This is a genomic window from Oscillatoria sp. CS-180 (assembly GCF_028330965.1).
In the GTDB taxonomy this organism is placed as follows: Bacteria; Cyanobacteriota; Cyanobacteriia; order Phormidesmidales; family Phormidesmidaceae; genus Halomicronema.
This window is the reverse complement of the sequence record NZ_JAQMUB010000046.1, coordinates 1-12,170: the sequence shown is the minus strand read 5'-3', so window position 1 is coordinate 12,170 and position 12,170 is coordinate 1. Positions and strand designations below refer to the sequence as shown.

At 48.1% G+C, this 12,170-nt stretch carries 13 protein-coding genes; 6 read left to right on the top strand and 7 right to left on the bottom strand.

The genetic code is table 11. The features are described 5' to 3' along the window. Nucleotides 1-283: 283 nt before the first annotated feature. The 5 genes from PN498_RS11905 to PN498_RS11885 form a co-directional block, all read right to left on the bottom strand. Nucleotides 284-748 (bottom strand): DUF2945 domain-containing protein, encoded by a 465-nt coding sequence (locus PN498_RS11905; protein WP_272062997.1) that lies wholly within the window; start codon nt 746-748, stop codon nt 284-286. Nucleotides 749-945: 197 nt separating this feature from the next. Beyond that, a complete protein-coding gene (locus tag PN498_RS11900; RefSeq protein WP_272062996.1) occupies nt 946-1,806 on the bottom strand; it encodes an SDR family oxidoreductase in 861 nt (286 codons plus the stop codon). 55 nt (nt 1,807-1,861) lie between these two features. Then, entirely contained in the window at nt 1,862-2,068 is a 207-nt protein-coding gene (locus PN498_RS11895) for a hypothetical protein (protein WP_272062995.1), read from the bottom strand. 160 nt (nt 2,069-2,228) lie between these two features. Next, nucleotides 2,229-2,966, bottom strand: a complete 738-nt coding sequence (locus PN498_RS11890) for a DUF3891 family protein (protein WP_272062994.1) — start codon at nt 2,964-2,966, stop codon at nt 2,229-2,231. 24 nt (nt 2,967-2,990) lie between these two features. Further along, a complete protein-coding gene (locus PN498_RS11885; protein ID WP_272062993.1) occupies nt 2,991-3,578 on the bottom strand; it encodes a GAF domain-containing protein in 588 nt (195 codons plus the stop codon). 344 nt (nt 3,579-3,922) lie between these two features. Between PN498_RS11885 and PN498_RS11880 the strand changes: the two genes are divergently transcribed. The 4 genes from PN498_RS11880 to PN498_RS11865 all read left to right on the top strand — a co-directional run bounded on the left by PN498_RS11880 (nt 3,923) and on the right by PN498_RS11865 (nt 7,304). Next, complete coding sequence (locus PN498_RS11880) at nt 3,923-4,282, top strand: hypothetical protein (protein ID WP_272062992.1); 360 nt, start codon at nt 3,923-3,925, stop codon at nt 4,280-4,282. 212 nt (nt 4,283-4,494) lie between these two features. Continuing rightward, on the top strand, nt 4,495-4,677 hold the full coding sequence (locus PN498_RS11875; RefSeq protein ID WP_272062991.1) for a CsbD family protein: 183 nt from the start codon (nt 4,495-4,497) through the stop codon (nt 4,675-4,677). Nucleotides 4,678-4,769: 92 nt separating this feature from the next. Then, nucleotides 4,770-6,200, top strand: a complete 1,431-nt coding sequence (locus tag PN498_RS11870) for a mechanosensitive ion channel family protein (RefSeq protein ID WP_272062989.1) — start codon at nt 4,770-4,772, stop codon at nt 6,198-6,200. A 21-nt stretch (nt 6,201-6,221) separates the two neighbouring features. Beyond that, nucleotides 6,222-7,304 (top strand): potassium channel family protein, encoded by a 1,083-nt coding sequence (locus tag PN498_RS11865; protein WP_272062988.1) that lies wholly within the window; start codon nt 6,222-6,224, stop codon nt 7,302-7,304. Nucleotides 7,305-7,319: 15 nt separating this feature from the next. On the opposite strand, the gene PN498_RS11860 is transcribed toward PN498_RS11865, so the two are convergent. Continuing rightward, on the bottom strand, nt 7,320-8,261 hold the full coding sequence (locus PN498_RS11860; RefSeq protein WP_272062987.1) for a DNA-methyltransferase: 942 nt from the start codon (nt 8,259-8,261) through the stop codon (nt 7,320-7,322). Between the two features lie 461 nt (nt 8,262-8,722). Here PN498_RS11860 and PN498_RS11855 point away from each other — a divergent pair, with 461 nt between their 5' ends. Both PN498_RS11855 and PN498_RS11850 read left to right on the top strand, forming a co-directional pair. Next, on the top strand, nt 8,723-9,868 hold the full coding sequence (locus tag PN498_RS11855) for a SpoIID/LytB domain-containing protein (RefSeq protein ID WP_272062986.1): 1,146 nt from the start codon (nt 8,723-8,725) through the stop codon (nt 9,866-9,868). 109 nt (nt 9,869-9,977) lie between these two features. Further along, nucleotides 9,978-10,640 (top strand): hypothetical protein, encoded by a 663-nt coding sequence (locus PN498_RS11850; RefSeq protein ID WP_272062985.1) that lies wholly within the window; start codon nt 9,978-9,980, stop codon nt 10,638-10,640. Nucleotides 10,641-10,653: 13 nt separating this feature from the next. Here the strand turns inward: PN498_RS11850 and PN498_RS11845 are convergent, their stop codons facing one another. Next, nucleotides 10,654-11,910 carry an ATP-binding protein gene (locus PN498_RS11845; RefSeq protein ID WP_272062984.1) on the bottom strand — a complete coding sequence of 419 codons (1,257 nt, stop codon included), beginning with the start codon at nt 11,908-11,910 and terminating at the stop codon, nt 10,654-10,656. Nucleotides 11,911-12,170 lie beyond the last annotated feature (260 nt).

Genomic DNA, 12,170 nt, shown 5'->3' with positions numbered 1-12,170 from the left:
ATTGCACCTAGATGCATCTAGGTGCAATAGCACAATGGCGCGAAGGGTTCGTCTTATCCTGATAGAACGGACGCCGTTTAGGCATAGGCGTTTTTGACGAAGGGCAAGGGAGTCGCGCGACATTCCAGCAGAGACTAAAGCGACATGCATTTGAATCAAGCACGCCTCATTCTCTATTCCTTTGAATGACTGAAACGTCTTTAATCGAGCTGCACAGGGCTATGAGAGAAACCCACATCACCTATCCAGCAATCATATACAAACGCTTCCCTTGCAAGCACAGTTAAGCCTTTGACAAAGACTCTGGCTTATGGGCAGCCTGTGCACCTGTCTTTTCGCTTTCTACTAGATATTCTGGGTTATCTTTGGAAGCCTTGACCGTATGGCCTTTTATCTCAGTTTTTGATGTCAGCTTCTTCACCACTTTGCCAACGGTTTCCCCTTGTGCCGTGTTCCATTTGACGCGATCGCCCGGTTGAAAAGCATCTGAACTTTTCCCTGAGCCATTAGAAGAATCGCCTGAAGAGCTACCTGAACTGTCTGCTTTAAACAAACTCTCTGGTTTGTGACCCGTGACATTCCCCGTACTGTCATTTTCAACTAAGTAACGGGGAGCGTCCTTAGAAGCACTAACCTTTTGTCCATCAACAGTTTTGTCCTTAGTGACGTATTCCTTCACAGTTCCTGTCGATTCGCCTTGACCGGAATTCCAAGAAACCTTGTCGCCCTTCTTAAACGTCTGTGCCATAACTTGAACTTGCTGATATCTCCTGAATAACCCAACAACCACGGTCCCGAAATCATCCATATTCCAAGAACCTTAGATCCGCTAAGGAGATCTCCAGGAAAGAATTTACCGCTGGTAGGGTGTCATTAGCGCAGCGTAATGCACCACAGCCAGGTATCTTCATTTTCAGAAATCTCCTAAACGTGTAATACCTCTGTCTAGCCGCCAACAACGACACCACCATTGGGATGAAGAACTTGGCCTGAGATGTAGGAAGCATCTTCGGATGCTAAAAAGACAAAGCTAGGAGCGATTTCTTTAGGCTGTCCTGGTCGCTGCATGGGAACTTGCTTACCAAAACCTTCCACCATATCTGGCTCAAAAGCATCTGGAATAAACGGAGTCCAAACGGGTCCAGGAGCAACTCCATTAACTCGGATCCCTTTCTCTAGCATGGGTTCCGCAACTGATCGCGTAAACGCTAGGATGGCTCCTTTAGTAGTAGAGTAGCTCAGCAGTTTGGCATTACCCTTGTAGGCGTTGACAGACGTCGTGTTGATAATCGAACTGCCAGGCTGCATGTGGGGAACCGCAGCTTTGGAAAAATAGAACATCGCAAAGACGTTAGTTGCAAAAATATCGCCTAACTGAGCCGCATCGATGTCGTCTAGGCTAGGTTCAAGATACTGAATAGCTGCGTTGTTGATCAGAATATCAATCTTGCCAAACGTATCCACCGTCTTTTCAACCGCTTCTTGGCAGAACTGCTCATTACGAATATCGCCAGGAATGAGCAAGCACTGTCGCTCGTAGGACTCAACCGACTCTTTGGTTACTTCAGCGTCTTTGTGTTCGTCAAGGTAAACGATCGCAACATCAGCGCCTTCTTTGGCATAGTGCACGGCCACTGATCGACCAATGCCGCTATCTCCCCCTGTGATTAAGGCGACTTTATCTTGCAGCTTGCCACTGCCCTTGTAATTGGGATTATCGTATTCTGGTTTTGGAGTCATCTCAGACTCAAGGGCGGGTGTCCTGTCTTGAGATTGAGGTGGAATTTGGCTGGGTGAAATAGTCATTGTGGTTTGTTACTCCTTGTTGTACAGCTCGGAATGGGTCTAAGAGCTGCTTAAACTAGTGCTCAGAAGACTGACTTTGACCTTCATCGGGACGCTCTGTTGCCTCTTCGTTTTCAGGGGCCGCCGCAGCGCGATGGGCAGCTACGTTGCCGGGCGTTAGATTCTCTGCATCAACGGCATTCGTCGCTAAGTCAAGATGATTTTCGGCGTTTGCGTTGGGTTTGTTTGAAAGCCCATTCCGGCCATAGTTTTGCTTTGGCATAGGATGCTAGTTTTGAATACTTCAGGTATTTCAGCAGTTGCAAACTAACGTTCTAGACGGTTAAGGGTTATCTCTCCGCAGGGTGAATTGGTCTCGCCTAACAGCAGATATTGACCTATTGCATCCGTCCAAAAACATCCGAACTGCTGCCTGCTTTTGGTCAAGCATCACTGGGGCGGTTCAACGTCCAAGTTAGTGTTTTGCGCGGGGCTTCCTGCAAGGCTGCGGTTAACGCCGGGTTGGATTCAAACTTGAGTTGAGACAAATAACAGGCATCCACGGTCACTGTGAATTGATCGCAGGAAAACGGCCAAGGAGCAACTTCAAGATCACCAGATTCAGACTGGACGATGTGATATTGCTGGCCGTCTGGGCCATTAGTAATCTCTAACTTGCGTCCTCCCATGGGCACCTGACGTTGACACAGGATGAGAGACAGGCGATCGCACCAGCGCATGTAGGTATAAGCAGCCTCAGCCTCTTCCTTACTGACGCCTAAGTCATCCCGCCACTGGGCCTGTTGCCGATATTGTGCTTGCACGAATTGAGCAACGTCAGGATCTTCGTCCTGTCTACCCTGGTTGAGAAAACACATGTGCATAGAAATCAGCAAAGCAACCCAACGCCCTTGATAAAGCGATTCCTTAACGTGTTGGGACAGTTGTTCCAAAGCGGTCTCTCGCTCCAGAGTAAAGTCCAATGGTGCGCCTGCTTCAGTGAGCTGATCGTCTTCCCATTCCTTTTCTAAGTTGTCATGGTGAGCGATCGCGGCGATCGTTTCATAGAGGCGGTACGTTTTTTTGCTGAGGTCCCAATGCCCAGCAATCTGAGCTGCTAACAGCGCGTGGGCCCGGTGGTAAATAATTTCCCAACCCGTATTTTGAAGATTAACGATCATAGTGGTGTAGAAAAAGTTGTCGGATTAAGGTACGGGGTATCCATTTTTGATGGGTAGCAGATGGCAGTTCACATACTCCATTGCTAGCGGAGTGAGCCAGCCCACTGCCTGCTCGATAAGCTTGCGATCGCAATCACTCCATTGCCGGGGCTTGCCAAACACACAGGGCTGAAGGACTCCCCAAAGCTGCCTTTCAAGACAAAGATGGCCGTGAATGAGTGCACGATGCCCAAAAGTTTTGCGCTCAAAGTCACGGTTCAGCACATCAGCACTGGCAGTTTCGACATCCCTGACAAAGATGCTGGGCTGGGCCGCTAGCGCTGCTGCAAACATGGGGTCGTGCTGAGCCAAGTCAGAGGGTTCAGATTTCCAATCGGGGTCATACACCTCGGGAATGTCTCCATGGCGTCGCCAGCAAAAAGGAACCCGTCCCACCTTTGCGTCAGGCGATCGCAAGTAAACAAAGACGCGATCGCAAGCCAGTTGACTTCCGATTAGCGGCAGAATCTGAATGAAAATGTCCTCAATCTGTCTTGTTTGGGAAAGGGCTTTGATCACTTGAAACCCAAAGGTCTGAGGCTTACTCCCACTTGATAAATCAGCTTTGATCATTCTTTAGAGACAATGAGCTAGTTGAAAATTGCAGATTTGATTCAAAACTTCAATTCGCATCCAAGATTAGAAAATCCAAGATTGGAAATCAGATGTAAAGTCTTCAAACCCTATCAAAAATTCAGTACAAAACTTATAATTGTTATTTAAGCAACAAAAAAACAGCGCAACCTCATACTTTAGAAAGACGCTCTTTTGCTTAGAGTCTATATTTTTTCAATGTGTTACTCTTGAACTGCTAGAAGTCTCTCCCTTCCGCAGGACGTTGCCTTAAAGTCTTCCTGCTACTGTGTTCTTGAAAAGCGAACGAAATAAGGTTCGCTACCAGTTAGAGAGGCTAGGACATGGCAGCTATTTTTACAAAATTGAGTCGCATGCTCAGCAACATTCAATGGAAGCAGTTGGCAGTGGCTTGCTGCGTGAGTGTCATTTTACTGACGGCGAATATGCCGGAAGCAAACCTTGATCCGGGTGTGCAGTCTCGGCTCAACACACTGACTGAGCAAGGAGAAACCGGACGTCCTCGTACAACAGGGCAGTGGCAGGCTGAAAATGAGGTCTTACAAGGAAAGCCCGTTGAACAAGCTAAGCGTATTGGCAAAGAAGCCGCTGATGCCGTAGAGGAAATGGCTGAGATCTATCCTCAAAATGTCAAAACTTTGACTCCTGGTGTCGATAATGGCCGTCTACCGAAAGACAATTAAGACCACCTTTCAAGCACTAAAGCGTAGTCTATAGAGGGATCAAACCATCTCGAATAGACTACTTTCCTGAGTCAATTATTGACGATTTTGGGAATTCAGCTGAGGCTTTTTTAATGATTTTAACAATGGATTTGCATTCTCTCTTAGGACAGATGATTTCACCTTCATTTGGAGATACTCTCAGTGGCATAGTGCTATAGAGGTAATCTCATATGACTACTGAAGATAGAGTAGATGCTACTCTGAAAAACCTAGAAGGTAAGGTACAGGAAGCGGTTGGTGAATTCACGGGCGATCCTAAGGACAAGGCACAGGGTAAAGCTAAGCAAATTGATGCAGAAGCGACCCATGCCAAGGAAGATCTTAAAGACGAGATTGACAAAAGACTCAGTTAGCTAATAACATCTCTTCAACTCTTTTGGGCAGTGATTACTGCCCATTTTTTGTCTTTGGGAATAATGATTCCGCCCGATAGCGTTTGTGTGTAATGAGTGCTCAAAAACAGTATTTCTTTGTCGGTATTCGTGCTCCAAGAGTTAGGAATCAAAAGCTATCTCGCTCAGGTTGGGCGATCGCATTAGGGATTGGCTTATCGCTTTCTATCTGGACACCCGTGGTTGCCCAGGAAGCCGCTATCGAAAGTGAGGCGATCGCTCAACCTAACGCCGAATCCGCTGCTCCAGCCGAATCCACCGGCGATGTTTATTTTGCCGACATCATTGTTCGGGGTCGACCTATTTTTCAGATTGGTGGGTTAACTGATCTGAATGCTTCTGCCAGAGCTGCACTCATCAACCGCCGCATTGCCAGCATTTTGTCCAATACAGAGCAGCCCGGTGTGATCGAGGTGCAGCCTGATGCCTCAGGAGATTGGGCAACCCTGCGGGTCAATAATCGCGTCATTATGACAGTGACTCAGCAGGATGCTGACGATTTTGGTTCATCGGTTGAAGAGTTAGCCAATAGATGGGTCGAAGAACTCAATGAGGCATTCGACAAGCCACCCATTGCTGTAGATGTTGCTCAACGCCTCAACGGAACGGTGCGGCAACTGTCCCGTGATGCTATCGACAAACTGCCTGCCATTATTGGGGCCTTGATTGTTGCACTGGTGACCTGGGGTATTGCTAGTGGTGTCCGCTATGCCGCATTTACTTGGGCAAAGCAAACCGAGGGTGATCGCAGCACCGAAGTTCTGGTCGGTCGTTTGGGATACGGCATTGTTTGGGTGTTTGGTGCGATCGTTGCATTAGGCATACTTGGGCTAGAGTTCGGCGCACTGTTAGGAGCCTTTGGACTCACCAGCGTTGCGATCGGATTTAGTCTCAAGGATGTGTTAAGCAACTACATTTCAGGTGTTGTGCTGCTGGCAGCGCGTCCCTTCCGACTAGGCGATCAGGTCGTGATCGACAGCTTCGAAGGCACTATCAAGCAGATCCAACTCCGAGCAACGACGTTGCAAACTTACGACGGTCGTACAGTCTATATTCCCAATCAAGAAGTCTTTCAAGCCAGTATTACCAACAACACAGCATCTCCCCATCGCCGTAGTTCCATTATGGTTGGAGTTGACTATGATGCTGATCTGACCAAGGCGAAACAGGTTATCCACGAAGCAGTTCAAAACGTCAAAGGGGTGTCTTCAGACAGTCCAATTGACGTTTTGGTGCAAGAGTTAGCGGCTAGCACTGTCAACTTAGAAGTCCGCTTTTGGGTCAACTCTACCCGCTATGCTTTCTTGGAAACAACCTCAGAGGTTGCTCATGCGGTCAAATTGGCGCTACAGCACGCTGATGTCGAAATGCCCACAGAAATCTACACGCTGCAATTTCGGAACAGTGCTTCTCTTGAACTCAATTCCTCAGACCCATTGCCCATTGCTGCTCAGAACGATGGACAAAGTTCGTTATCAACCTAGCCACCTTTCCTGGCATCCTTCATGCTGACTCAGATTCTTGGCACGGTCATCATTGCCATAACCTTGGTCGATGTCTATTTGACGGTCCTCTATCCGCGCACAGGTAGAAGCGTTATCAGTCTTGGATTAAGCAGAAACGTTTGGGCAGTTTTTCGATGGGTTTCTCGATGGCCTATCAAAGGAAGCCGGAGGGTGCTTTCCTACTGTGGCCCTTCGTTGTTGGTCGTGATTGTTATCGTTTGGGTCTGTGCCTTCACACTGGGATTTGCGTTGATTATCTGGCCTGCTTTGGGAGTAGGGATTCAGGCCAGTCAAGGTGAAACCCCAACAGATTTTCAAACAGCTCTCTACTACAGCGGATACACTCTCACAACGCTAGGGGTCGGTGATTTGGTTCCCAAGAATAGCTTCTGGCGTTTGATAACTGTGTTAGAAGCGGCGGTCGGCTTTTCCATCATTACCGCATCCTTGACGTACCTACTGTCAGTCTACAGTGCGTTGACACAGCGCAATACCTTCGCGCTCAGCCTGCATCACAAGGCAGCGAGGCGGGCAGATGCTGCTGTCATGCTGACTAATCTCAAGGGACAGGGCAACTTTGATCCGGCCCTGCAAGAATTGTCCAACATGAGCCGCGATCTCTTATCACTTCTGGAATCGCACCATGCATACCCCATCCTTCACTACTTTCGCTTTCACGAGTCTCGATATTCCTTAGCGCGCATGGCATTTGTCTGCCTTGATTTAACCACCCTGGTTCAAACAGCGCTGCACCCCCAAGTCTACGAACCCCTAATCAAATCCTCAGCGGTAATAGGACTGGAAAGCAGCAGTATGGATCTGCTGGTGCAGTTGGCAGATTCCTTCTTAGGCGATCGCCGACCCGAATCGATTGCGTCTCCCCAGGAATGGCGTCGTCGATATTTTGCCGCGATTTCGCTTTTTGAACATCACCACATTAAAACAGTGAAAGATGTTGAAGCGGGTGCAGACCACTATGTGGCAACACGCGAGAAATGGGACAGCCTTGTCCTGGCTTTTGCTCAATATATGGAATACAGCTGGGACAAAATCATATCGGCGGATGACAACGATGCGGACTGAAGGTGATGACAGCCCCTAAGCTTGCGGGGTTGAATTGCGTTCCCAAAAACAGTTTTCGTGATAGCCCTGAATGCGCTGATCGCGATCAGCCAATGCCAACCGCTTTTCCGCCATGCAGCAATAATCTTCGTTGCTTTCAATGCCGATGTAGTGACGATTGAGTTTTTTAGCGACGACGGATGTTGTCCCAGAGCCAAGGAACGGATCGAGCACCACATCTCCAGGGGAACTACTAGCAAGAATCAGCTTAGCAACCAGTTTTTCAGGTTTCTGAGTAGGGTGATCGGTATTTTCGGGCATCGACCAGAACGGAATGGAGATATCTGTCCACAAGTTAGAGGGATGCGTAAGGCGAAAACGGCCTTTGCACGTATCCTGCCAGTCCTTGGGGGAACCATTGCGATCGCGATAGGGAGCAATCACTCGTCGCTTTAGCTTCACCGCATTCACATTAAAGGTATAAGCCTCCGAAACGGTGCAGAACCAAATATCTTCAGACGCATTCTTCCAGTTTGCTTTAGCTCCTCGGCCCTTTTCGCGCTCCCAGGTGATACGATTGCGAACCGTAAAGTATCTCGTTAGTAGCGGATAGATTACGGTGGAAGACTGCCAGTCAGCACAGACGTAAAGTGATGCAGTGGGTTTGAGCAATTGCACCAGGGGTTCTAGCCAAGTTTCCACCCAGCTTTGGTAATCCGTTGGCGATCGCCGACTGAAGGTTTTGCCATTGAAATCTTTTCGGAGGTTGTAAGGCGGGTCAAGAATGAGGAGGTCAATGCTGCTGGTTGGGAGATGTGCGATCGCATTGCGACAGTCTTGATGAATCGTTGTGTCCAGCACCTCATCCAAAGACCCCGTATGGGATAGGGTGTTTAGTTGCGAAGAATAACGTTGGCGATCGGCCTGCGTTAGCGTCAGCGTACGATTTCGAGGGGCTTTAACTTTGGACGTCAACACGGCGCGGTTCTAAAAGGAATTCCAGAAGTGTCTACGGTTAATCAGCGTTGCCATAGGATAACGCTGATCAGAGAATCCCTAACCAATGGCACGATTTGTAAAATTTACGATGCAATCCTGTGACGCCATGGGATCCGAATGGATCTCAAGAATTAATCATTACGAGTGCAAGCATTCAGCCGTTTTTAACGGATGCAGTAAACTGCCCTTCATCACCTTATGCAGCAGGTCAACCTAGGTCTCAGTCTCCGGATAAGACACGATTATGACTGAAGGAGAGATCTGTTTCCCTGAACAGATGCCCTCTCTCTATTCCGCATCCTCATGCATCCATAACATTAGGGCTCAATTCAGTAGTCTTATGTACAAATTGATGGTTACTTTTTCCAAAAAGCGGTTACATTAGACCACAGCACATCAGGATGTTCGTTTGAAAACTTTGTAATCGTTAACGGGCAGCAATGGCGTTGCAGTTTCAACAAGAGTGGCAGCGAATTCAACGTCTATGCAGTCGAGAGCCTAAACTGCGACTGCGGCGGTTGACACTTGCTAGTGGTGTACTTCTATCGGGTGCGTTGATGGTGCGGCTGATGCCGCTTCCAGGGTTAGGGAGCGACGAGGCTGAACCCATTCAAGACAGTTTGTGGCGTAGTACTGGTGTCGTGCGGCAGTCTGTTGTCGATCTCTATCGAATTCAGCGATCGCAGCAGCAGGAAGAAGCCCCCTCTGAAGTGGCTGCCGACTCCACTACTGATTCTCCATCACCGGCCTCTCCTGAAAAATCAACAGCTGCTTCCCAATCCGCCCCGCAGACTGCTACAGCAACTCAAGCTCAACCCCAAGCACCCGACGCTGCTGCCGTAGTCGTTCCTGAGAATGTTATTGACAATGTTTTGGAGATGCGGGTCGCGATCGCCCGTAATCTTTCCTCGCTGGATGTGGGAGCCAGTTCACTGGGTTGGGTGATTGATACCGATGGTACTGCCCACTGCGATATCCCGGCACAAACCAGCGTCACGGCTTACCCCACCGCTACCGGAATAGACTTTGGCGGCTGCCAGCTGTCAGGAGCCGTCTGGCTAGAGGCTGACGCTGGAGGCTACGTTTTTGTTAAGAACGGTTGGTTCAAGGGGCGTGTACTGGTTTTCAACGATGGCGGACAGATCGTCGCCGTTAATTTTGTTCGCTTAGGAGACTACCTCTCCAGCGTTGTGGGGAGCGAAATGTATCACCACTGGCCTTTAGAAGCGTTGAAAGCCCAGGCTGTTGCTGCCCGTTCTTATGCGCTAACCCATCACGTTCGCCCTGCCAGCGACTACTTCGACCTGGATAACACCCAGCGATTTCAGGCGTATAAGGGCATCAATATGGAGACGATAAACACCCAACGAGCTGTCGCTGAGACTGGGGGTGAGTTTATCAGCTACCAGGGTGGCATTGTTGAATCGCTCTACGCCGCGTCTGATCAGATTGTGCAAGAGGCTCACGGTGGTCAGGGAATGAGCCAGCACGGTGCCAAAGACCACGCGGTGAATGGCTACAGCTACGAGCAGATTTTAGGCGTCTACTATCCTGGGACTAACCTATCTCGTCTAGTGGTTGATTGAGCAATAGTGATAAGCCATAGCACCGCCGATGAGTATCAGATTTTGTAACCGTGCTTACCTTTGGAGAGAATCACTCTAAGTTGGAGCTGTTCTTTCAGAAAAGTCTGGTATGTTTTCCCTCACACGATTTGTCCCTCTGATACTTAGCGTCAGTGTTCTAATGGCCTGTACTGTTCCATCGGATGCTGACTCTCCCGCTTCCGATTCATCCGATTTGGATCAATCGACTGAGATGCCTCAACCCGATATGCCCAACAGCGAATTTGAGCCATTGCCAGATGCGATCGCTGAGGAAATTAAGGTGCAGCTCAGCGAAGAAATCGGTGACGTACCCTTACGAATTGGTCGCTATAGTCGAGAGACCTGGTCCGACGGTTGTTTGGGTTTGGGTGGACCGGCGGAACTTTGTCTTGCGGTACTGACCGAAGGGTGGCAGGTCGAAGTCATTGATTCGTCAGACCGAAGCTATTTCTATCGCACAGACTTGAGTGGTAACAGCATTCGCCGCTCAACGCTAGATCAGAATTTGCCGCCGTCTTTGCGCGATCGCATTTTTCAGATGGTGGTAGAAAACGGCTGGGCCACTGCTGAAAACCTTGCCATTGTCGAAGCGGAACCCCAGCTTTGGGATGGCTGCTACGGTATTCCCTCAGAAGACGGTGCTTGCCCCGATATTGGCATTTTGGGTTGGCGTGCTGTCGTCAGCGATGGCAATCAGTCTTGGATCTATCACACCGACAACACCGGTATGGTGATTCGACTTAAAGAGTAACTGTTGACTAGCTTCAATCGAGGATAGAAAGATGCTCAATCGGAAGCTCAATAACAAACGTAGTCTCTTCATTAGGCTGGGAAGAGCAGTACAGCCTTCCACCATGTTGCTCAGAGATAATTTGATGGCTAACAAATAGTCCTGTTCCTGTTCCTGTTCCTGTTTTCTTAGTTGTGAAAAACGGATCAAAGACGCGGGACTGGTTGTCTTTAGATATTCCAACCCCATTATCCGTAACGCTAATAACGACATTGTCATCATCAAGCATTCTTGTCTGGATCTTGATGATTTTTTCTTCTTTAGAACTTCTTTCTAAAGCGTCAATTGCATTGTCTAGGAGGTTGAAAAATACCTGATTGACAGCTCTGGAATATCCATTTATCAGAGCAACGTTCCCATACTCTTGCTGAACTGAGATAGCAGCTCCTTTAAGTCGAAATCCTAAGCTCTCTAAGGTAACTTCAAGGCTCCTGTGAACGTCAATCTGCTTAGGACCTTCCTCATCCAGCGAAGCAAATGTGCCAACTGACTGCACGATCTTCTGAATTCGCTGACTGCCGTTCTGTATGGACTTAAAGATAGACCAAAGATCGTCTTCAACAAAGTCCAAATCGATAGTCTTCAACACGTCTAAGAATGCCGGGGGTAAGCTAGAAAGATGGTCTTGGCAAGTATTAATTAGCCTGAGTAAAGTTTGAATATATTCACTCAGATACTCCAAATTTCCGTAGATAAAAGTATTGGGATTATTAATTTCGTGGGCAATGCCAGCAGCTAATTTTCGCAAAGCTGTCATTTTGCTACTTTGAATGATCTGTGCCTGAGTTGCTTGAAGAAGCTTTAATTGATGTTTTGCCTCTATTTGAGTGACAACCTGCCTTCCTAAGGCTTTTAGAGCATCCAACTGTTGAAACGTTAACTCGCGCGGAACATAATCAATCACACATAAAGTTCCTAAAGCATAGCCGTCAGAACTGACAAGGGGCGTTCCGGCATAAAAACGAATACCCGGCTTTGATGTCACCAGTGGATTGCCTATAAATCGCTCATCTTGAGAAGCATCAGACACCACCATTACGCTGTCTTGATCGCAAAGTGCATGGGCACAAAAAGAATAGTCTTTAGCCGTTTCATTGATATCAAGACCGGTTTTTGATTTGAACCACTGGCGATCCCGATCAACCAAACTCACTAGGGCAACAGGCGTCTCACAAATGTAAGCAATTAGCTTGGTTAAGTCATCAAAAACGTCTTCCGTAACAGTGTCCAAGATGGAATAACGATAAAGCGCCTTTAATCGCTGTTCTTCATTCTCAGGAATAGGCGGAAGTCTCATCTGGCACTGTTCTTATTGAAAGAGTTTGATGACCATCATATCGATATCTAACTTCTAGTACCTGACGGCAGAAATAAAGGAACTATTCATGAGGTGAGTGGTTTGCCCGTGTAATTCCACTTAAAAGGCTTGGCCATGGTGCGATTGAAGTAATCGACAAAGGCCAGAATCTTCTTCTTGAGATGAGCTTGACT